The organism is Rhizobium sp. P1_B8 (assembly GCF_056406515.1).
Window position 1 is genome coordinate 1 of sequence record NZ_JBFTZZ010000033.1, and the last position, 19,300, is coordinate 19,300.

Genomic DNA, 19,300 nt, shown 5'->3' on the forward strand with positions numbered 1-19,300 from the left:
GGGGCAAGCTGGGTGCGAGCCTGATGCATGTCGCCGATGTCATGCATACCGGCGAGCGGCTGCCGCTCGTTGCCAAAGGCACACCGATGCCGGAGGCGATCACCGTGCTGTCGCGCAAGCATTTCGGCTGCGTCGGGGTGCTGGATGAAGATGGGCGGCTCTGCGGCATCGTCACCGAGGGCGACATGGCGCGCAATCTCACACGCAATCTGGCCGAGCTTGATGTCGACGACATCATGACGCGGACGCCGAAGACGGTGAAGCCGACGGTGCTGGCGACCGCGGCCCTGGCACTGCTCAACCAGCATCACATCGGCGCGCTGATCGTCATCGATGATGACCGCCGGCCGGTCGGGCTGGTGCATTTCCACGACCTGCTGCGGATCGGCGTCGCCTGATCAGGTTCGTTTGTTCAGACGGGCTCGACTCTGAGGTCGCGGCCGTTGCCAGCAGAATCGCAGTTGGTCGCGCTATAGAAGGCGCTTCTGGCCATAATCCGTGGGAGGCGCGATCTTGCTATCGAACGTGCGGAATTGCAGGGAACTGCATTGCAAGCACCCGCAACATCACATGGGCAAGTTTGCTGCCCTATTTCCGGTCGCCGCGTTGACTGAGAAAAATTTTTGGCTGGGGAACCTGGACTCGAACCAAGATTAACGGAGTCAGAGTCCGTCGTTCTACCATTGAACTATTCCCCAGCAGTTGCCGCCGAAGCATGGCTTGGCTGCTGTGCGGCGCTTATAACCAAAAGCGGGCGGATTGCAAATAGCCGTTTTGAAAAAATTCGGTGCTGCTGCGGAAAGGTGAAACCACCCGCAAACCCCCGTCCAAAAAAGAATTTGGCGATTTCGGCGGGCGCTGATATTCTTGCCGCAACGCAAAAATCGAATGAGCGCCTGCTGCATATCTCAAGACTTGCGCGGCGCGGTGGAAAAACAACGTGGAAGACCCCGAAGGCGGCGCAAAGCCGCAATTTGACGGGGCGTCGGCGGCAGGGCGCAAGGACGGCAAGAAGTCCAGGCGCCGCAAGGGCAAACGTGGCGGGCAATCCCGCAACGCGGCTCATCCCGCTTCGCATGAGCCTTCCGGCGGTGCCGGACAGCCAGCGCGCCCGATGGAAGATGCAGCCGGTAATCCGGCCCGCAAGCGCAAGCGCCGCCGTCGTGGCGGCCATGGTGCTGCGCAGGATGGTTCACTTCAACCTCATGTGATGGAACAGGCCGGAGCGGCAGAACATGCCGCCCGGTCCGATGGCGATTCGGCGCCCAGCCGTCGCAACCGCCGCAAGCATCGCGGCAAGCGCGGTCTTCAGGGCCGGCCTCTGACATCGGCAAAACCATCAGGTGTCTCGCAACAGGAACGCCGCGCGGAAGAGACGGCGCTCGGTGCCGAGCTGCGTGAAACAGTGAATGGTGCGAGCGCCAACCGCAGGGGCCGCCAGGAAAGCCATATCAATCCCGGTCACCAGGGGGATCGCCAGGCCGGCGAGCATGCTTGGCCGGAGGAGCTCTATGCCGCTCTCGATCTCGGCACCAACAATTGCCGTCTCCTCATTGCCCAGCCGACCCGTCCGGGACAATTTCGCGTTGTCGATGCTTTTTCCCGCATCGTGCGCCTCGGCGAAGGCCTTGCGGCCAGCGGCCGTCTGTCCGACGAGGCGATGGAGCGGGCGATCGAGGCCTTGAGGATCTGCGCCTCCAAGCTCAGGAACCGGGAGATCCGCCGCATGCGGCTGATCGCCACCGAAGCCTGCCGCCAGGCCGTCAATGGTGAGGAATTCCTCAGCCGCGTCGTTGCCGAAACCGGCCTCACGCTCGAAATCATCGATCGCGAAACCGAAGCGCGGCTTGCCGTCTCCGGCTGCTCCTCGTTGGTCGGTCGCGAGACGCGCTCCGTCGTGCTGTTCGATATCGGCGGCGGTTCGTCGGAGATTGCCGTCATCCGTATCGGCGACAATCGCTTCAGCCGCCTCGCCAATCACATCACCCACTGGACCTCGCTGCCGGTCGGCGTCGTCACGCTGTCGGAGCGCCATGGCGGGCACGACGTCACGCCGGAGGCTTTCGAAGGCATGGTGCGCGAAGTCGAAGGCATGCTCGGACACTTCGATTGCCCGGAGATCGAGGTCGCCCAGACCGGCGACTTCCACCTGATCGGCACGTCTGGCACGGTGACGACGCTTGCCGGCGTCCATCTCGACCTGCCGCGTTATGACCGGCGCAAGGTCGACGGCATCTGGCTGTCGGATGATGAGGTCTCCGCCATGCAGGCAAAGCTTCTCTCCTGGGATTTCGCAAGCCGCGCCGCCAATCCCTGCATCGGGCCGGATCGGGCCGATCTGGTGCTGGCCGGCTGCGCCATTCTCGAGGCGATCCGCCGCCGCTGGCCAAGCCCGCGCATGCGTGTTGCCGATCGTGGCTTGAGGGAAGGCCTGCTCACAGACATGATGGCCGATGACGGCGTGTGGCGGCGCAACCGTAACCGCCGCGGCCAGCGCGCGAGATAGGAAGAAGGCATGACCAAGGCACCGATCGCGGGAAACCGCACCGGCCGCAAGCTCGGCCAGCGCGTCAAAAACAAGAAGATGAAGGCCTCCTCCCGCCAATGGCTGGAGCGCCACCTCAACGATCCCTATGTGCAGCGCGCCCAGCTCGAAGGCTATCGCGCCCGTGCTGCCTTCAAGCTGCTGGAGATCGACGAGAAACATCATATCCTGCGCGGCGCCAAGCGCATCATCGATCTCGGCGCTGCGCCGGGCAGCTGGTCGCAGATCGCAGCCAAGGTCACCGGCTCGACGGATGATGATATTCGTGTGGCCGCGATCGATTTCCTTGAGATGACCCAGCTGCCGGGGGTCAAGATCCTGCAGCTCGATTTCCTCGATCCCAGTGCGCCGGAAAAGCTGCTGGAGGCCGTCGGCGGCACGCCCGATCTTGTCATCTCAGACATGGCGGCGCCAACCACTGGCCACCACCGCACCGACCATCTGCGCACCATGCATCTCTGCGAAGTCGCGGCACATTTCGCCGTCGAAGTGCTCCAGGAAGGCGGACATTTTCTCACCAAGACCTTCCAGGGTGGCACCGAGCGTGAGCTGCTCGCCATGCTAAAGCAGAACTTCCGCCAGGTCGTCCATGTCAAGCCGAACTCGTCGCGCGCCGAATCGGTCGAGATGTTCCTGCTGGCCAAGGGGTTCAAGGGGCGCAAGGCCGAAGGCGACGCTGAAGAAGCTTGATCTTCGTGCCGGTCCTGACGGATGATGGCGATCGACTGCATAGCTCCTTAAAACGCTGTCGATTTAAGGATGAGATATGCAGCAATGGAAAGCGTTGCCGCGTCCTTTGCATATCTGAAAGGGCGCGCGGCGCTGTCAGGATTTGAACCGCTGATCCCATGCTTCTTTACGTCACGCTCGGAACCAACGACCTTTATCGTGCAGGGCATTTTTATGATGCCGTGCTGCCTGTGCTCGGTTATCGCCGACAGCGTTCTTCCGAAGAGGAAATCGGCTATGCCGCCGAGGGCGATACGCGCTGCCGCTTCTGGGTGGTGACGCCCTTCAATCGCCGCCGGGCGACCTCGGGCAATGGCGCCATGGTGGCACTTGCGGCCGAAACACGGGCCGATGTCGACGCCTTCCATGCGGCGGCGATCGCGGCAGGCGCCGTGGATGAGGGTGAACCCGGCCTGCGCTCCTACCATGCCCATTTCTATGCCGCCTATGTCCGTGACCTCGACGGCAACAAGCTTTCTGCCGTCTGCGAAAACCCGCAGTAACGGTGACCTAAACCGTCGCAATCTTTCAGATTCGCTCCTCGCGCTTCAGTCTTTGTTTCCACGCATGTCGTTACCGCAAAACCGCTGCGCGCTTTTCCGCGACATGCTCTATTTCACCGCGTGCTGTTCGGCTTCAACAGTTGCTGCCGTCATCGTTTTCAAGCGGTGGCCGGAAACGAGTGCGCCGGCATTGCGGTCCATCCGGATGAAGGGAATGGTCGCAATGACCGTCAGTCCGGCGATGATGTAGAAGGCAAGGTGGAAATCGGCCACCTGTAGCGCTTCGCCGCTGATGTAGATCGAGCTCTCCAGGATCGCGGCGGCGACCGCAACACCGAGCGCCAGGCTGACCTGCTGCATCACCGAGCTCATCGATGTCGCCTGGCTGGCTTCGGCATCATCGATATCGGCGAAGGCAAGCGCATTGACGCCGGTGAACATGAAGGAGCGGGAAAAGCCGCCGAGCAGCAGCACGCCGATGATGACGAGATGCGGCGTCGACGGCGTGAACAGGCCGGTGATGACAGTCACCAGGGTCGTTACCCCGGCGGCGCCGAGAAGCGTGGTGCGGAAGCCGGCGGCGGCAAAGACCCGCTTCGCCATGAACTTGGTGGTGATCGCCCCGATCGCGCCGGCAAAGGTGATGAGACCGGATTGGAACGGCGTCAGCCCGAAGCCGAGCTGCAGCATCAACGGCGTCAGGAAGGGCATGGCGCCAACGCAAATGCGAAACAGCGTGCCGCCCAAGGTCGAGGCGCGGAACGTTGGGTTCTTGAACAGGTTGAGGTTGAGGATCGGCGCCGGGTGACGCTTGGCATGGCGCACGTAGAGGAGGCCGCAGCTGAGGCCGATCAAGGTGGCGGTGACGCCGATGATCGGGGGCAGGGCCGGCAGACTGACTACCGACAGGCCGAAGACGACGCCCGCAGCCGATAGCGAGGTCAGCACGAAACCGGTGAAATCGAGCCGCGGCGGCGCCGTCGCTTCCACCTCCGGCAGGAAGATCGTCGCAAGCCAGATGCCGATGATGCCGACCGGCACGTTGATCAGGAAGATCCAGTGCCAGCTGAAATAGGTGGTGATGAAGCCGCCGAGCGGCGGTCCGGTGAGCGGGCCGACAAGTGCGGGGATGGTAAGCAGCGCCATGGCCGAGACCAGATCGCTGCGCTTCGTGGTGCGCACCAGCACGAGACGGCCGACCGGGGTCATCATCGCGCCGCCCATGCCCTGCAGGAAGCGGGCAAACACGAATTCCACGAGGTTGGACGAGATTGCGCAGAAGATCGAGCCGATGACGAAGACGGAGATGGCAAGCCGGAAGATCTTCTTGGCGCCGAACCTGTCGGCCATCCAGCCGCTGACGGGGATGAACACTGCCAGCGCCACCATGTAGGAGGTCAGCGCGAGCTTCAGCGTGATCGGCCCGACATGCAAATCACTAGCGATCGCCGGCAGCGCCGTCGCAATGACGGTCGAGTCCATCTGTTCCATGAAAAGGGCGACGGCAAGGATCAGCGGGACGATGCGATTCATAGGCGGGAGCCTTGATGGGGCAGCGGATTGAAGCTGGAAAGGCCCGTGCTGTTTAGTCCCAGCTGTGGGTTATGCCAATCCCCAAATCCCGGTCGACGACACGTTTGCTTCACGTCTGCGTGAGACGGCTTGCGCATCAACGTCGTGTGTCAAGATTGACATATGTTTACTTGGCCGGGGCAAGAAATCCGGTCGGAATCGACACTGGGGGCCGCGCGGTCACACAGCTGCACCTCATGAAGGATGGACATATGACAATTTCGTCGGGAATAAAGCGGCGCACCCTTTTTGCCGCAGGCCTTGGCCTGCTGGCGGCGCCGGGAGAGGGCCGAAGCGGCCGCAACTGGAGACAGCAATCATATGGATGGAACGCCTTTGCCCGAGGTCAATCAATTCAAGCTCGGTTCCTATAAGTTCACCGTCGTCCGCGATGGCACCAGCATTGTCGAAAAGCCCTATGAAACCTTCGGCACCAATCAGGACCCCGAAACCGTCAAGGCGTTGCTGACCGCAAACTTCCTGCCGGCCGACAAGTTCATGAATGGCTATACGCCGGCCCTTATCGATACCGGTTCGGATGTCATCCTCGTCGATACCGGCTTCGGCGCCAGCGGCCGGGCACGTGGGGCCGGTCAACTGACCGAAGGCCTGAAGGCGGCGGGATATTCGGCCGACGACGTCACGCTCGTGGCGCTGACCCATCTGCACGGGGATCATATTGGCGGCCTGATGGAAGACGGCGCGGCGGCCTTCAAGAATGCCCGCTATGTCGTCGGCCGGGCCGAATATGATTTCTGGTCGGACAAGGCACGTGAGGGCACGCCGGCCGAGGGTGGCCACAAGGCGGTGCTTGCCAATGTGGTGCCGCTCGCCGAAAAGACCACTTTCATTAAGGAAGGGGACAGTTTCGCGCCCGGCATAACGGCGATGCTGGCGGCCGGCCACTCACCGGGGCATATGGTGTTCCACGTCGAATCCGAGGGCAAGCGCCTTGTGCTCACCGGCGATACCGCCAATCACTATATCCTGTCGCTGCTGCGGCCGGATTGGGAGGTGCGCTTCGACATGGACAAGACGCAGGCGGCGGCCACCCGCCGCAAGGTCTTCGAGATGATTGCGAGCGAGAAGATCGCCTTCCTTGGCTATCACATGCCGTTCCCGGCGGTCGGCTTCGTCGAAAGGCAGGATGGCGGTTATCGCTTCGTGCCGAAGACCTATCAGTTCAACATCTGATCCGTACCGGTTCAGCCTTTCACGGAAGCGCTGGACCGCTCTAACTTCTTGTTTTTATGCAATTCCGAACGGAAGAGCGCTTACAGCGCCGCGCGTCTTTTCAGACGCGCAAAGGACGCTGTAACACTTTCAATCCTCGCATCGAGCTTTCCGAAAATCCATTCCGATTTTCGGGCCGATGCGCTGGCGCTTTTCCTGCAATGCTCTTGGCGCATGGCACCCATGACGAGCCCGGCGGACATGCCGGGCTTTTTGCTATTTCCTTCCTGTCATAGACGTGTTACCAGCCCTCGCCAACTTCCAAGCAACCCATGCAGACCGCCGGGGCGGACGATTCGTTTCCGGACAGGGTCGCATTTTTATTAAATGAAGGAATTTGGCCATGGCACGCATCATTGAAACGGCAACCGGCGCAGACGCGCTTACCTTCGACGACGTGCTGCTGCAACCGGGACATTCCGAGGTCATGCCGGGCCAGACGAATATCTCCACCCGCATCGCCCGGGATTTCGAACTCAACATCCCGATCATCTCATCAGCCATGGATACCGTCACCGAGAGCCGCCTGGCGATCGCCATGGCCCAGGCCGGCGGCCTTGGCGTCATTCATCGCAACCTGACGCCGATCGAGCAGGCCGAGCAGGTCCGGCAAGTGAAGAAATTCGAAAGCGGCATGGTCGTCAACCCGGTGACGATCGGCCCCGATGCGACGCTTGCCGATGCGCTCGGGCTCATGAAATCCTACAGCATTTCCGGCATCCCTGTCGTGGAGAAGTCCGGCCGCCTCGTCGGGATCCTGACCAACCGCGACGTCCGCTTCGCTACCGATCAGGAACAGAAGATCCATGAGCTGATGACCAAGGACAAACTGGTCACCGTCAAGGAAAACGTCGATCAACAGGAGGCCAAGCGCCTGCTGCATTCGCATCGCATCGAGAAGCTGCTGGTGGTCGATACCGAAGGCCGTTGCGTCGGCCTCATCACCGTCAAGGATATCGAGAAGTCGCAGCTGAACCCGAACGCTTCCAAGGATGCGCAGGGCAGGCTTCGCGCTGCCGCCGCCATCAGCGTCGGCGATGATGGCTTCGAGCGCGCCGAGCGGCTGATCGAGGCCGGCGTCGACCTTCTGGTCGTCGATACCGCCCATGGCCATTCACAGCGCGTCCTCGATGCCGTCAGCCGCGTCAAAAAGCTTTCCAACTCGGTGCGGATCATGGCAGGCAACGTCGCCACCTATGACGGCACCAGGGCGCTGATCGATGCCGGCGCCGATGCCGTCAAGGTCGGTATCGGTCCGGGTTCGATCTGCACGACGCGCATCGTCGCCGGCGTCGGTGTGCCGCAGCTCGCCGCCATCATGTCGGCAGTGCAGGCCGCGAATGATCAGGACGTGCCCGTCATCGCCGATGGCGGCATCAAGTTCTCCGGCGATCTTGCCAAGGCGATTGCCGCCGGCGCTTCCGCCGTCATGATCGGCTCGCTGCTTGCCGGTACCGATGAGAGCCCGGGCGAGGTCTATCTCTACCAGGGACGCTCCTTCAAGGCCTATCGTGGCATGGGCTCCGTCGGCGCCATGGCCCGCGGCTCGGCTGACCGTTACTTCCAGGCCGAGGTGCGAGACACGCTGAAGCTTGTGCCTGAGGGCATCGAAGGTCAGGTGCCGTACAAGGGGCCGGTTTCGGGTGTTATCCACCAGCTCGCCGGCGGCCTGAAAGCGGCCATGGGATATGTGGGCGGCAAGGACCTCAAGGATTTCCAGGACCGCGCCACTTTCGTGCGCATCTCCGGTGCGGGTCTTCGCGAAAGCCACGCCCATGACGTGACGATCACCCGCGAGAGCCCGAACTATCCGGGCGCCGGCCTCTGATCATGAAGGCGGGCAGCCGGATTCCTCTCTGGATCGTCGCGCTGCTCGCAGCCCTCTGTCTTGCCGTCCTCGCCTGGACGACCTTCGGCTTCGTCGTTCCGTTCAAGCACGAAACCGGCCAGGCGGTGCTCGATACTTATTTCGCCGGTTACGACGAGTCGGCGGTCTTCCACATGCAGAAGCTGCTCGATGAGAACGAGACGGCGACCCGGTTGTTGCGCGCCATGTATTTCGGGCCGGAGCTGATCTTTCCGGCATTGCTGACAGCGCTGCTGTTCCTCGCCTTCCTCAAGCTCGGTTCCGGCGGCGCATGGTTCGGCCGATCGGCGCATCCGCTCGTCGGCAAGGCGGTCTACCTGCTGCCGTTCATCTACGGCATCGCCGATTACGGCGAGAACATCTCGAGCCTGATCGCCTTCGGCGATGGTACGCCCTCAGGCCTTGCAACACAGCTGCTGCCGTGGATGACGCGGCTGAAATTCGCAAGCCTTGCTATCTGCTTCATCCTCATCGCCCGGCTCGCCATCGCCAGCTGGCTCTCACCGCGCCAAGACTAAGGGTGCTATCAGCCTGTCCACCGCCACGTCGGATTTGAAAGCCGCGCCACCATGAAATCCGAGAGCACCTCCACCTTCGCAGGCCGAGCCCGGGCAGAGGGCGTGACGAAATAGAGTGCTCCGCTCGGCAGCGTCCAGTCGGCGAGGATCGCTTTCAACCTGCCATCGGCGAGATATTCATGCGCCATGAATTCCGGCAACTCTACAATTCCAAGGCCGTGCAGCGCCATCGGAATCAAGGCTTGCGAATTGGTGGAGCGCAACGGACCGGCCGGCACGACAACTTCCTCTTCGCCTGCCTTATTGCGAAAGCGCCAGACGTCCTGGCGCGGCCGATAGGCGTACCCTAGGCAATGGTCAGCCTTAAGCTCGCGCGGATGTCGCGGCGTGCCGTATCTATCGAGGTACGCAGGTGCAGCGAGAATGAACGGAGCGACCGCTGTCAGCCTCCGGGCGACCAATGAGGAATCCGGCAGAACGGCAATTCTCAGGGCAGCATCGAAACCGTCTCCCACTAGGTCGACGGTGGCGTCGCTCATATGCAGGTCGATAGAAATATCGGGATAGAGGTCGAAAAAGTCGGGCAGGATCGGCGCCAGCCAGCGTGTGCCGAAGGCCATCGGCACGGCAAGCCGGATGAGCCCCCGCGGTTGGCTGGACAGCTCGCGCGCTGCATTTTCCGCAGCCTCTGCCTCCGCATAGAGCCGCGAGGCACTGTCGACCAATCGCAAGCCGAAATCGGTCAGCGCCAGTTGCCGCGAGGTGCGGTTGAAGAGCCGTGCGCCAAGTCTCTCCTCCAGCCGGCTGACAGCCCGCGAAACGGTAGGCACCGACACACCGAGCGTCCTAGCGGCGCGGGCGAAAGAACGCTCTTCGGCGACCTTGGCGAACATTGCGAGGCCTTCGAAATCCGGAAATTTCGTCATTTCATTCCTGTAATAATAGCTTTCATTTCTTTCTATTTCGAAACGTTCGTCGCGTCCATATCTCAGCCTTGGTCGAACAACAGGAGACGACAATGACACAGAGGTTGAGTGGAAAGATTGCAGTGATTACTGGCGCAACGTCGGGCATCGGTCTTGCGACTGCCAAGCGTTTCGCCGCCGAAGGCGCCCAGCTTTTCGTGACCGGCCGGCGCAGGGACGTGCTCGACGCGGCCGTTGCGGAGATAGGGGGTAAGGTTGTTGGCATCCAGGCGGACTCGGCAAAGCTGGCGGACCTTGACCGGCTCTATGAACGCGTGAAAGCCGAAGCCGGCCGGATAGATGTGTTGTTCGTCAATGCCGGCGGTGGTTCGATGCTGCCACTCGGCGAAATTACCGAAGAGCAGTATGACGACACGTTCGACAGAAATGTGAAAGGTGTTCTTTTCACCGTGCAAAAGGCGCTGCCGCTGCTCGGTCAGGGCTCATCGGTTATCTTGACGGGATCGACGGCGGGCTCGACCGGTACTCCGGCCTTCAGCGTCTACGCCGCCTCGAAGGCCGCGCTACGAAGCTTCGCTCGCAACTGGATCCTCGATCTCAAGGATCGCGGCATTCGTATCAATACGCTGAGCCCCGGTCCTACAAAGACAACCGGTCTCGTCGAACTCGCTGGCAAGGATGAGGAGCAACAGCAGAGCCTGCTCGATTATCTCGCAACGCAGGTGCCAATGGGGCGGGTCGGCCGCGCCGAAGAGATCGCCGCCGCCGCACTCTTTCTCGCTTCCGACGATTCGAGCTTCGTCACCGGTACCGAACTCTTCGCCGACGGCGGCGCCGCGCAGGTGTGATGAAATCCGGCGGCCCGCCAATTTTCTGATGGCGGGCCGCCGATGCTGGTATCCCGATCGTCTTTCGACTAATGCTCGCGTCGAAATCGGAAGCGGAAAGGAAACGGCCACACATGACCGGTTATCAAATCTTCTGGCCACTCCTCGCCCATGTGGCCCTGGTCTATGGTCTTTATGCGCTTCTTGGGCTTCGGCGCGCAAAAATGGTCCGCGCCGGCACCATCGCGAAATCGGATTATCGCGAAAATCGTGACGAGCCGGCCGAAAGCCTTGTTGTGAAGAACTGCCTCGCCAACCAGTTCGAACTGCCTGTGCTGTTCTACGCCTGCTGCATTCTTCTCTATGTCACCGAGGCCGACAATCTCGTCGCCCTCGGCCTCGCCTGGGCCTTCGTCGCCCTGCGCTACGCCCACGCCGCCATCCATGTCACCAGCAACGACTTGCGTTATCGCAGCCCGATCTTCGCCGCCGGTTATTTGGCTCTGGCCGCCATGTGGGTCTGGCTCGCCATTTGGATGGCGATGGGGTGAAGCGGCAGGCGAGTTGGCCCATCAACCATCATGCGGACCAGATCGCTTGAATCGGGTTGTGAGCCGATAAAACCGCAGCCTAAAATCGCGATTACACACGCTTTTCCCGGCCGTTAAAATGCGAACGTTTCCATTTACGGCGGATGAAGACCTGCATGTCATATCGACCCGACGCGGTGATTTGGCACATGCCTTCCGCCGCGAACAAAAAGAATGGGAACGACATGGGCGCGGAAAGCATGGATCGGATAGGCCTGCGAAGGAAGCCGAAGCAGGAGCGCAGCATCCAGAGGCTGGACCTCATTCTCACCGCCGCCGCCAAGATCATCGCCGAAAAGGGCGTCAGTGCCATGCGGATGACCGAGCTCGCCGCCGCCGCCAAGGTGCCGATCGGTTCGGTCTACCAGTATTTCCCGGAGAAGGCGGCGATCGTCAAAGCCCTGTTCGACCAGCACGCCTCGGCGATCCAGGCGAAGATGGCGGCGATGTTCACCGGCGTACAGTCACTTGATCAGGCGCTGGATGTCGTCTGCGCCACCATCGACTGGTATTACGATTCCTACCACAACGATCCCGTCTATCTCGGCGTCTGGATGGGAACAGAGACCGACCAGGATCTCTTGCAGCTGAATATCGAGCATAGTGGTCGCGTCGCCGGCATCTTCCATGACGCCGTGCGTCGGCTGGCTCCCGACCTTTGTGACGATGAAATGTACGCGCGTACTTACCTGTTCAGCCACCTGATCGGCGCCGTCATCCGGCTTGCCGCCGTGAGCGAGGAGGCCCTAGCGCGGCGTATGCTCGATGAGTGGAAGCGCGTCATCCGCGCCTCCCTTTTCACCACGACCGTGTCGCGCGCCGCCTGAGAGTTCTTACCAGCTTGGGACCATATTGGCCGCCTTCAGCCGCGGATAAAGGCGCGCCTGAGCGGATTTGACATCCGCTTCGAGCGTGTCGTCGACGACAGTGGGCGTGATGTTGTCGAGGCAGGCGGTGATATGCGCCGTGATCGCGTTCATCAGTGAGAGCGAAACGCCAGGTCGCTTCATGATGCCGATCTGCACCGGCGGCAGCGCCGGGAAGCCGTCCGCCTGGCTCAGCACCTTCATGCCCGTTCGCAGCGCCGATTCCGGCATCACCGAAACCGCCATGCCGGCAAGCACGGCGGCGGCAACGACGGTGCAGGACCAGCTGGTGAATAGGATCTGGTGCTCGCGTCCCACAGCATCGAGCGCCGAGCAGGCGAGCTGGCGCCACTGGCAGTCGCGCCGGCCGACGGCAAGCGGCACCGGCGCGTCGTCGCGGATCGGATGGTTGGCCGAGCCCACCCAGCAGAGCGGTTCGGTTCGCACCACATCGGACATGCGTTCGCGCGGATTGTGGGTGACGAGCGCAATGTCGAGCTCGCCCTTATGCATGCGTTCGGCAAGATCCACCGAGGGCTCGCAGACGATATAGAGCTCGACATTCGGATGCGTCTTGGCGAAGCGGCCGATGATTTCGGGCATGTAGCGGTCGGCATAGTCGTCCGGCGTGCCGATCCGCAGCATCCCCTCCAGCCTGTTGTCGTCGAAGGCCGCGATCGCCTCGTTGTTGAGGCGGATGATGCGCCGGGCATAGTTGAGCAGCTTTTCGCCCTCGACCGTCAGCCGGTTGCCGCGCCCGTCCTTGATGAACAGCTGCTTGCCGATGCGTTCCTCGAGACGGCGCATCTGCATGGAGACGGCCGATTGGGTCTTGTAGACCCGGTCGGCGGCCTTGGTGAAGCTGCCGGAATCGACGATGGCGATGAAAGTCTGCAATTGGTCGAGATCAAGAGGCGCGGACATGTTGTCACCCATAAAGATAGCTGATGATAATCATTAGAAACATTCGTTGGACTGATCAATAGGTCTTTGGCATCTTCGGGATGCAAATCAAGCAAAGTGAAGGACAGACACCCTGCCTGTCCGAGCCCAATTCAGCCTTGCTCCTTCCCGTGCGACCTCGCGGGAAGGGTGGGTTGTTGCGCGCCTAAAAGAAAATCGAAAGAAAGGAGAGTCCCATGCGGATGACAGACAGAACAATAGAACTCGACTGCGGCAAGCTCACCCCGACGTTTTCCCAGCGTCTGGCAGCAGGCTTCACACCGTTGACCTCCCTCTTTCGCGTGTTCCGCAATCGCATGGAGATCAACGGTCTACACGATCTGAACGACACTCAGCTGAGGGATATCGGCCTTAGCAGGGCCGACCTGACCTCTGCGTTCTTGGCGTCGACCTTCTTCGAGGACCCGTCGGAACATCTGACGCGCTCGGCGCGCAATCGCTGGCGCCTGTCGCTCTTCCGCTCCCACGAAGAGTAGGAGCGTCGAGTTTCCCCGCAGGGTGATAGCCAATTAGCCCTGCCGCTTGACCCGGTGATCGGCTTTCCCAAGCCATCTCCGGGTTTTTTTATGCCCTGCAGCGTCCTTTGTGCATCTTTCCAGACGCGCAAAGGACGCTGCAATATTTTGGATTTGCGCGAATTCCTTCCGAAAATCGATTCCGACTTTGGGGGTTATTCGCTCGTCTCAGAGGAGGACTTCGGCCGATAGGTTTCGAAGATCGCTTCCAGGTTCCTCTGATAGTTCTTCTGCACCTCCAGCCCGCTGTCGAACATGGCGTTCAGCATTTCGGTATAGTTGTCGGTATTGATCTTCGCCTCTTCCTTCGGCGCCTCCGGTGCCTTGGTCTTAGTCTGGGCCGCCGGCTGCTGGCCAAGCCCGCCCATCATCTCCTGGAAGGCCTTGGCGAAGGGATTGTCGAGGAAGGGGTTCGGCTGAGATGTCGCTTCCGGCTTCGGCACCGAAAACATCAGCTGCATCGCCTGCGTGAAGGGATTGTCGAAGATGCTGGGCTCTGGGGCCGTCTTCGGCTTCGGCGCAAAGCCGGTGCTTTCCAGCCATTTCTGGATGGTCTCGTTCATCGCGGTGTTGACGAAGGGGTTGACCGGCGAGGCCATCTGGCCGGTCGTCTGCTTGAAGAGCCCGCCCATCAGCGTATCGGCCAGCACCGGCAGCATCCGTTTGTAGATATCTTGGCCGATCCCGGTTATCTGTGCCGCCTGGGCGGCGACTGCGCGCGAAACCTCCTTCGAGCCGAAGAGTTGGGCAAGGATGTTGTTGCCGTCGGAAATACCCTCCGGCGTGAAAGCCCGGCTCATATCCTCGAAATATCGCGCGTAATTGCCGGAGGAGACCGCCTGCATCAGCCCGACGAAATCATAGGGATTGCTGGTGCTGCGTTTCAGCCCGGCGGAAAAGGCCGGCATCAGCGCCGCCATCGCCTTCGTCGCCTGTTCCTGCGCGAGGTTGAACTGCCGGGCGATCGCCTCCATCGCCGCGCCGTTCTGCGCCTGCATCATCATGTCGAAGAGTGGCAGCATGGAAGTTCCTTTCCCCGGGTCGTGACGCGTTGTAACGCCACTATAACCGGAAATGGCAATGCGCAAACTGCTTTTTGCCATAAGAACTTAGGGAGGAATTTATCGAGAGCATGCGACCAAGGCTCCAGCCGCCGGTCGGCGGAGCACCACGTTGCCGGCCCTCATTTCCGCCGCTCGGAGCCAGTCGAAAATAGGGGGCTGTCAGAGCGATTCCGGTAAAACCGGAACCGCTTTGGGTCGGACTCAGTACTGATAGTCCTCGAAGACCGGCTCCACGGAACCGTGCCAGCGGCCGTGATAGAGCGAAAGCAGATCCTCGGCGAGCGTCGCCTTCTTGGCGAGCACCTCGTCGAGCGGCGCCAGGAAGATGCTCTCGTCCTGGCCTTCCCGGTTGAGCTTGCCGCGCGCCTTGAGACCAACCCTTGATATGCCGACCACCTCGCGCGCCATGTCGAAGAGCGGATGTCCGCGAAATTGCGCCTTCAGCCCTTCGGCAGGAACGGCATTGCGCAGGGCGCCGATCTCAGCAAAGCTCCAATCCTTCGTCAGCTCGTCGGCGGCCTCGAGTGCCGCTTCGTCGTAGAGCAGGCCGACCCAGAAGGCCGGCAGCGCACAGATGCGTCGCCACGGGCCGCCGTCGGCGCCGCGCATTTCGAGGAAGCGCTTCAGCCGCACGTCGGGGAAAAGTGTCGAAAGATGGTTCGTCCAGTCACCCATCGTCGGCGCCGGATCGGCGACCTCGCCCTTCAATGCGCCGTTCATGAACTGGCGGAAGGTGACATGGGTACAGTCGTGATAGTGGCCGTCGCGGACGATGAAATACATCGGCGCGTCGAGCGCCCATTCGGCATAGTCGCGGAAGCCGAAGTCGTCGCGGAAGGTGAAGTCGAGCAGGCCTGCGCGCCGGTTGTCGACGTCGCGCCAGATATCGCCGCGCCAGGAGAGCAGCCCGTTCGGCTTGCCCTCGGTGAAGGGCGAGGATGCAAACAGAGCGGTCGCCAGCGACTGTAGCTTCATCGAGACGCGCATTTTCTGGCGCATGTCGGCTTCCGAGGAGAAGTCGAGGTTCACCTGGATCGTGCAGGTGCGGTACATCATGTCGAGACCCTGGGTGCCGACCTTCGGCATATAGCGGGTCATGATCTCGTAGCGTGATTTCGGCATCTGCGGGGTTTCCGCATAGGTCCATTTCGGACTGCCGCCGATGCCGAGGAAGCGGATACCCATCGGCTCGGCGATTTCACGCAGCGTCGCCAGATGCTGGTTCGATTCCTTGCAGGTCTCGTGGATCGTCTCCAGCGGTGCGCCGGAGAGTTCGAACTGGCCGCCGGGCTCGATCGAAATCGCGCCCATACCGTGCTGCTCAGCAAGGCCGATGATGTTGCCGCCGTCGGTGATCGGCTCCCAGCCACTTTTTTTCTGCAGGCCGCTCAAAAGGGCCGAAATGCTGGCATCGCCGAAATAGGGAACCGGGCTGTTGTCGGCGCGGAAGAAGGCGAATTTCTCGTGTTCGGTGCCGATCCGGAAGCGCTCCCGCGGCTTGTTGCCCGCGGCGATATAGTCGGTCAAATCCTGGACCGAAGAGAGCGGTGTCTGGTCGGTAGTGTCGCGGGCCATGCGGGATACCTGTATTCAAAAAGGCGCCCAGGGGGCCGGGCAGTTGGAAGGGTGATTAGGACCCAAGCCACCCATGTTGCAAGTGAAATTGTTTCAACGACGCATCAAAAAAATAACAGCGATTTCCATGTCAACCCGTTTTCGACCTTAGTTCCAGTCGCCGATCGCCGCCTGGACCACCGCCAAGGCCGCAACGGCTGCCGTATCGGCCCGAAGGATGCGCGGTCCGAGCGGAATGGCGGTGACGAAATCGAGGCTTCGAAGCCGCGCCCGTTCCTCTTCCGAAAAGCCGCCTTCCGGCCCGACGAGCAGAGCGAGATGTCTTTCCCTGATCGCTGACAGCACCGGCAGCGGGTTTTGCCCGGCATCGCCCTCGTCGCAATAGATGATGCGGCGCTCGCTTGGCCAGCGGTCGAGCAGGTCGAGAAGCCTGACCGGCTCGGCGACATCGGGAATGCCGAGAATTCCGCACTGCTCCGCCGCTTCGACGGCATTGGCGCGCAGCTTGTCGAGATTGGTGATCTTGCCCTGGACGTGTTGGGTCATCACCGGCTGCAGCAGGCCCGCCCCCATTTCGACCGCCTTCTGCACGAGGTAATCCATGCGGCCGACCTTGAGCGGCGCAAAGAGATAATGCAGGTCGCAGGGCTGCGGCTGCGGCCGCGTCTCTTCGGTGGCCGTCAGCTGAATGCGTTTGCGCGTGGGGAAGGAGAGGCTAGCCTTCCACTCGCCGTCGCGGCCGTTGAAGAGCAGGATCGCCCCACCTTCCTCCATCCTCAGCACATTGGCGAGATAGTTGAACTGATCGGCATTTGCCTCCACGATGGCACCGCTGGAAAGCGGCGCCTCGACGAAAAGCCGTTGTATACGGAAATTGGCGCGCATTCGAAAACTCGAGACCTCAGACGAAGAGCGCGAACATAACCCAATAAATCATTGCCGCAAGCGCTGCCGAAAGCGGCACTGTAACGATCCAGGCGGCGACGATCGTCATGAAATGCGAGCGGCGCACGAGATAGCGCCGTCGCGTCTCGTGGATATTAGGCTCCTCCGGCTCGTCGATATCAAAGCTCTCGGCCTTGCGCCTGATATAGGCAATGCGGCGCTTCGAATGGCGCGTGTACCATTCACGAAAGAATCCGACACCGAAGACCGAGCCGACGGCGATATGTGTGGTGCTGACCGGCAGGCCGAGCCAGGAGGCGACGATGACGGTAAAGGCGGTCGACAGCGCGACACAATAGGCCCGCATCGGATTGAGCTTGGTGATCTCCTCGCCGACCAGGCGGATGAGGCGCGGCCCGAAGAGCAGCAGACCGACGGAGATGCCAAAGGCGCCGATCAGCATCACCCAGAGCGGCGGATGCCCGATGCCACCGCCGCCGCCAATGCCGACCGAATGGACGATCGCCGACAGCGGCCCGACCGCGTTCGAAACGTCGTTTGCGCCATGCGCGAAGGACAGCAGCGCCGCAGAGCCGATGAGCGGCAGCCGAAACAGCGTCCGCAACGAGCTATTGCGGTTTTCGAGAGCCCGCGCTTGGGCGAGAACGAGTGGTCGGGCGGCAAGCCAGCTTACCAGCCCGATGCCGATCCCGATGAGGAGGACGGTCAGCGGCGGGAACCTGCCCGTGGGCGACAGCTGCAGCACCATATAGGCCATGAAGCCGCCGGCCATCACCGCGACCAGCACCGGCACCCAGCGTTGGGCCGCCGCGACCTTGTCATCGCGATAGATAATGAGGGTCTTGACGAGATAAAGCAGCCCGGCTGCAATCAGCCCGCCAATCAGCGGGGAGGTGATCCAGCTCGAGGTGATCTCCAGCATCACCCGCCAGTTCACCGGCTCCGGCCCGACCGCTGAGATGCCGGCCCCGATCACCGCGCCGACGATCGCATGGGTGGTGGAAACCGGCGCGTTCATCCAGGTTGCGAGATTGATCCAGAGGGCCGCCGCCATCAGCGCCGCCATCATGATCCAGCCAAGCAGCACCGGCGGCACCTGGACGGCGTCGACGATGTTTGCGGAAATCGTCTTGACGACCTCGCCGCCGGCGACCGTGGCGCCAAGAACTTCAAAAATCGCAGCGATGACCAGTGCCTGGCCCATCGTCATGGCGCGCGCGCCGACGGCAGCACCGACATTATTGGTCACATCATTGGCGCCGATGTTCATCGCCATGTAGCCGGCAAGGGCCGCCGCTGCCACGACGAGCATCGCTCCCGGCCGGTCGAACACATAGACGCCGGCAAAGAGCATGGCGAGACCGACGAAAATTAATCCGAGGCCAGGCGCCACCAGCCGTCGCAAAACATGCTTCGCCACGTCCTCGGCATGGGTGATCTTGTCGAGGTCCTTGTCGAGCGTACGTTTCGTGAGGACTGCGGGACGTGGCGGCATTCTTTTTCCTGAGGATGACTCTGCTTCTACGCTGCTTTCTTAGCAGTGCAAGATGGCAGGATTCATTCCGCCGGAATTTGCTTTGCCGCTCCGGCCGAAAGCCGGTCGGTCATCGTCCGCTTGAAGGCGAGCAAGAGGTGCCGGAGCTCCGGTTCACGCACACGCCCGGCCGCCTCGTCGAACGAGACCCATTCAATGCGGCGCTCGCCTTTTTCCTTGAAGTTCTTTGCCATGTCGGTGACTTCGAGCGCATAGACCTGCACCTTGCAGATCACCTGCACCCCGTCGCGGAGCACCTTCGAATAGCTGTAGGCGCCAAGCGTTTCCGTTTCGACTACGCCGCGGACGCCGGCTTCCTCGAAGGCCTCCTGCATCGCGACCTCATGGGCGCATTTGCGCGTCATCGGCCAGCCTTTGGGAATGACCCAGCGGCCGGTGTCGCGGCTCGTCATCAACAGCACCTCGACCTCGCCGCTCTTCTTCCTTACCCGGTAGCAGAGTGCACCATATTGCTGTCGCGGCGGGCGCCGGAACATCAGTTGCACATCGGAAGCCAGTCGGGCGAAAAGAGTCAATGGTCGGGTCACCTTCACAGTCGTCGTTAGG

Annotated in this window: 18 protein-coding genes, 1 tRNA gene and 1 pseudogene; 11 read left to right on the forward strand and 9 right to left on the reverse strand. The window is 61.6% G+C overall.

The genetic code is table 11. From position 1 onward, the window contains the following. Positions 1-398, forward strand: a 398-nt coding sequence (locus AC1D2N_RS29355; RefSeq protein WP_477982511.1) for a CBS domain-containing protein, incomplete at its 5' end; no start/stop codon positions are given. 226 nt (positions 399-624) lie between these two features. Here AC1D2N_RS29355 and AC1D2N_RS29360 read toward each other — a convergent pair. Further along, positions 625-698: transfer RNA gene (locus tag AC1D2N_RS29360), tRNA-Gln, on the reverse strand. A gap of 242 nt (positions 699-940) precedes the next feature. Here AC1D2N_RS29360 and AC1D2N_RS29365 point away from each other — a divergent pair. From AC1D2N_RS29365 to AC1D2N_RS29375, 3 genes are all read left to right on the forward strand, one after another. Beyond that, positions 941-2,506: a Ppx/GppA phosphatase family protein gene (locus AC1D2N_RS29365; RefSeq protein ID WP_130651760.1), complete on the forward strand. Its 1,566-nt coding sequence runs from the start codon at positions 941-943 to the stop codon at positions 2,504-2,506. 9 nt (positions 2,507-2,515) lie between these two features. After that, positions 2,516-3,235 (forward strand): RlmE family RNA methyltransferase, encoded by a 720-nt coding sequence (locus AC1D2N_RS29370; protein WP_018449420.1) that lies wholly within the window; start codon positions 2,516-2,518, stop codon positions 3,233-3,235. 158 nt (positions 3,236-3,393) lie between these two features. After that, a complete protein-coding gene (locus AC1D2N_RS29375) occupies positions 3,394-3,777 on the forward strand; it encodes a VOC family protein (protein WP_130651761.1) in 384 nt (127 codons plus the stop codon). A 108-nt stretch (positions 3,778-3,885) separates the two neighbouring features. On the opposite strand, the gene AC1D2N_RS29380 is transcribed toward AC1D2N_RS29375, so the two are convergent. After that, positions 3,886-5,310: a DHA2 family efflux MFS transporter permease subunit gene (locus AC1D2N_RS29380; protein WP_130651762.1), complete on the reverse strand. Its 1,425-nt coding sequence runs from the start codon at positions 5,308-5,310 to the stop codon at positions 3,886-3,888. Between the two features lie 251 nt (positions 5,311-5,561). Here AC1D2N_RS29380 and AC1D2N_RS29385 point away from each other — a divergent pair. The 3 genes and pseudogenes from AC1D2N_RS29385 to AC1D2N_RS29395 all read left to right on the forward strand — a co-directional run bounded on the left by AC1D2N_RS29385 (position 5,562) and on the right by AC1D2N_RS29395 (position 8,967). After that, a pseudogene (locus tag AC1D2N_RS29385) lies at positions 5,562-6,543 on the forward strand (MBL fold metallo-hydrolase). 382 nt (positions 6,544-6,925) lie between these two features. Next, entirely contained in the window at positions 6,926-8,410 is a 1,485-nt protein-coding gene (gene guaB / locus AC1D2N_RS29390; protein WP_130651764.1) for an IMP dehydrogenase, read from the forward strand. Between the two features lie 2 nt (positions 8,411-8,412). Beyond that, a complete protein-coding gene (locus tag AC1D2N_RS29395) occupies positions 8,413-8,967 on the forward strand; it encodes a hypothetical protein (RefSeq protein WP_130651765.1) in 555 nt (184 codons plus the stop codon). 8 nt (positions 8,968-8,975) lie between these two features. Here the strand turns inward: AC1D2N_RS29395 and AC1D2N_RS29400 are convergent, their stop codons facing one another. After that, positions 8,976-9,893, reverse strand: a complete 918-nt coding sequence (locus AC1D2N_RS29400) for a LysR family transcriptional regulator (protein ID WP_018244935.1) — start codon at positions 9,891-9,893, stop codon at positions 8,976-8,978. A 92-nt stretch (positions 9,894-9,985) separates the two neighbouring features. On the opposite strand from AC1D2N_RS29400, the gene AC1D2N_RS29405 reads away from it, so the two are divergent. The 3 genes from AC1D2N_RS29405 (at position 9,986) to AC1D2N_RS29415 (ending at position 12,137) form a co-directional block, all read left to right on the forward strand. Next, positions 9,986-10,741, forward strand: coding sequence for an SDR family oxidoreductase (locus tag AC1D2N_RS29405; RefSeq protein ID WP_130651766.1), 756 nt, complete (start codon positions 9,986-9,988; stop codon positions 10,739-10,741). 113 nt (positions 10,742-10,854) lie between these two features. Then, positions 10,855-11,271 (forward strand): MAPEG family protein, encoded by a 417-nt coding sequence (locus AC1D2N_RS29410; protein ID WP_130651767.1) that lies wholly within the window; start codon positions 10,855-10,857, stop codon positions 11,269-11,271. A gap of 224 nt (positions 11,272-11,495) precedes the next feature. Next, a complete protein-coding gene (locus AC1D2N_RS29415) occupies positions 11,496-12,137 on the forward strand; it encodes a TetR/AcrR family transcriptional regulator (RefSeq protein ID WP_130728904.1) in 642 nt (213 codons plus the stop codon). Between the two features lie 6 nt (positions 12,138-12,143). Here AC1D2N_RS29415 and AC1D2N_RS29420 read toward each other — a convergent pair whose 3' ends face one another. Then, a complete protein-coding gene (locus AC1D2N_RS29420; protein WP_032995021.1) occupies positions 12,144-13,100 on the reverse strand; it encodes a LysR substrate-binding domain-containing protein in 957 nt (318 codons plus the stop codon). Positions 13,101-13,315: 215 nt separating this feature from the next. Here AC1D2N_RS29420 and AC1D2N_RS29425 point away from each other — a divergent pair, with 215 nt between their 5' ends. Beyond that, positions 13,316-13,615 carry a YjiS-like domain-containing protein gene (locus AC1D2N_RS29425; protein WP_018449411.1) on the forward strand — a complete coding sequence of 100 codons (300 nt, stop codon included), beginning with the start codon at positions 13,316-13,318 and terminating at the stop codon, positions 13,613-13,615. Positions 13,616-13,809: 194 nt separating this feature from the next. Here AC1D2N_RS29425 and AC1D2N_RS29430 read toward each other — a convergent pair whose 3' ends face one another. From AC1D2N_RS29430 to AC1D2N_RS29450, 5 genes are all read right to left on the reverse strand, one after another. Next, on the reverse strand, positions 13,810-14,676 hold the full coding sequence (locus AC1D2N_RS29430; RefSeq protein ID WP_130651769.1) for a DUF937 domain-containing protein: 867 nt from the start codon (positions 14,674-14,676) through the stop codon (positions 13,810-13,812). 243 nt (positions 14,677-14,919) lie between these two features. Further along, positions 14,920-16,293 carry a glutamate--cysteine ligase gene (locus AC1D2N_RS29435; protein WP_130651770.1) on the reverse strand — a complete coding sequence of 458 codons (1,374 nt, stop codon included), beginning with the start codon at positions 16,291-16,293 and terminating at the stop codon, positions 14,920-14,922. 147 nt (positions 16,294-16,440) lie between these two features. After that, entirely contained in the window at positions 16,441-17,178 is a 738-nt protein-coding gene (locus AC1D2N_RS29440; protein WP_130651771.1) for a 16S rRNA (uracil(1498)-N(3))-methyltransferase, read from the reverse strand. Between the two features lie 16 nt (positions 17,179-17,194). Then, positions 17,195-18,694, reverse strand: coding sequence for an inorganic phosphate transporter (locus AC1D2N_RS29445; RefSeq protein ID WP_130651772.1), 1,500 nt, complete (start codon positions 18,692-18,694; stop codon positions 17,195-17,197). Positions 18,695-18,756: 62 nt separating this feature from the next. Further along, the gene (locus AC1D2N_RS29450) at positions 18,757-19,269 is read right to left on the reverse strand and encodes an NUDIX hydrolase (RefSeq protein ID WP_018449406.1); all 513 of its coding nucleotides are present in this window, start codon (positions 19,267-19,269) and stop codon (positions 18,757-18,759) included. Positions 19,270-19,300: the final 31 nt, after the last annotated feature.

Excerpts from the sequence above, each read along its gene's own strand:
- AC1D2N_RS29430 (WP_130651769.1), bottom strand. The coding sequence starts at position 14,676 with ATGCTGCCACTCTTCGACATGATGATGCAGGCGCAGAACGGCGCGGCG.
- AC1D2N_RS29370 (WP_018449420.1), top strand. The coding sequence starts at position 2,516 with ATGACCAAGGCACCGATCGCGGGAAACCGCACCGGCCGCAAGCTCGGC.
- AC1D2N_RS29395 (WP_130651765.1), top strand. The coding sequence starts at position 8,413 with ATGAAGGCGGGCAGCCGGATTCCTCTCTGGATCGTCGCGCTGCTCGCA.
- AC1D2N_RS29400 (WP_018244935.1), bottom strand. The coding sequence starts at position 9,893 with ATGACGAAATTTCCGGATTTCGAAGGCCTCGCAATGTTCGCCAAGGTC.
- AC1D2N_RS29375 (WP_130651761.1), top strand. The coding sequence starts at position 3,394 with ATGCTTCTTTACGTCACGCTCGGAACCAACGACCTTTATCGTGCAGGG.
- AC1D2N_RS29445 (WP_130651772.1), bottom strand. The coding sequence starts at position 18,694 with ATGCCGCCACGTCCCGCAGTCCTCACGAAACGTACGCTCGACAAGGAC.
- AC1D2N_RS29425 (WP_018449411.1), top strand. The coding sequence starts at position 13,316 with ATGCGGATGACAGACAGAACAATAGAACTCGACTGCGGCAAGCTCACC.
- AC1D2N_RS29410 (WP_130651767.1), top strand. The coding sequence starts at position 10,855 with ATGACCGGTTATCAAATCTTCTGGCCACTCCTCGCCCATGTGGCCCTG.
- guaB (WP_130651764.1), top strand. The coding sequence starts at position 6,926 with ATGGCACGCATCATTGAAACGGCAACCGGCGCAGACGCGCTTACCTTC.
- AC1D2N_RS29420 (WP_032995021.1), bottom strand. The coding sequence starts at position 13,100 with ATGTCCGCGCCTCTTGATCTCGACCAATTGCAGACTTTCATCGCCATC.
- AC1D2N_RS29380 (WP_130651762.1), bottom strand. The coding sequence starts at position 5,310 with ATGAATCGCATCGTCCCGCTGATCCTTGCCGTCGCCCTTTTCATGGAA.
- AC1D2N_RS29440 (WP_130651771.1), bottom strand. The coding sequence starts at position 17,178 with ATGCGCGCCAATTTCCGTATACAACGGCTTTTCGTCGAGGCGCCGCTT.
- AC1D2N_RS29405 (WP_130651766.1), top strand. The coding sequence starts at position 9,986 with ATGACACAGAGGTTGAGTGGAAAGATTGCAGTGATTACTGGCGCAACG.
- AC1D2N_RS29435 (WP_130651770.1), bottom strand. The coding sequence starts at position 16,293 with ATGGCCCGCGACACTACCGACCAGACACCGCTCTCTTCGGTCCAGGAT.
- AC1D2N_RS29415 (WP_130728904.1), top strand. The coding sequence starts at position 11,496 with ATGGGCGCGGAAAGCATGGATCGGATAGGCCTGCGAAGGAAGCCGAAG.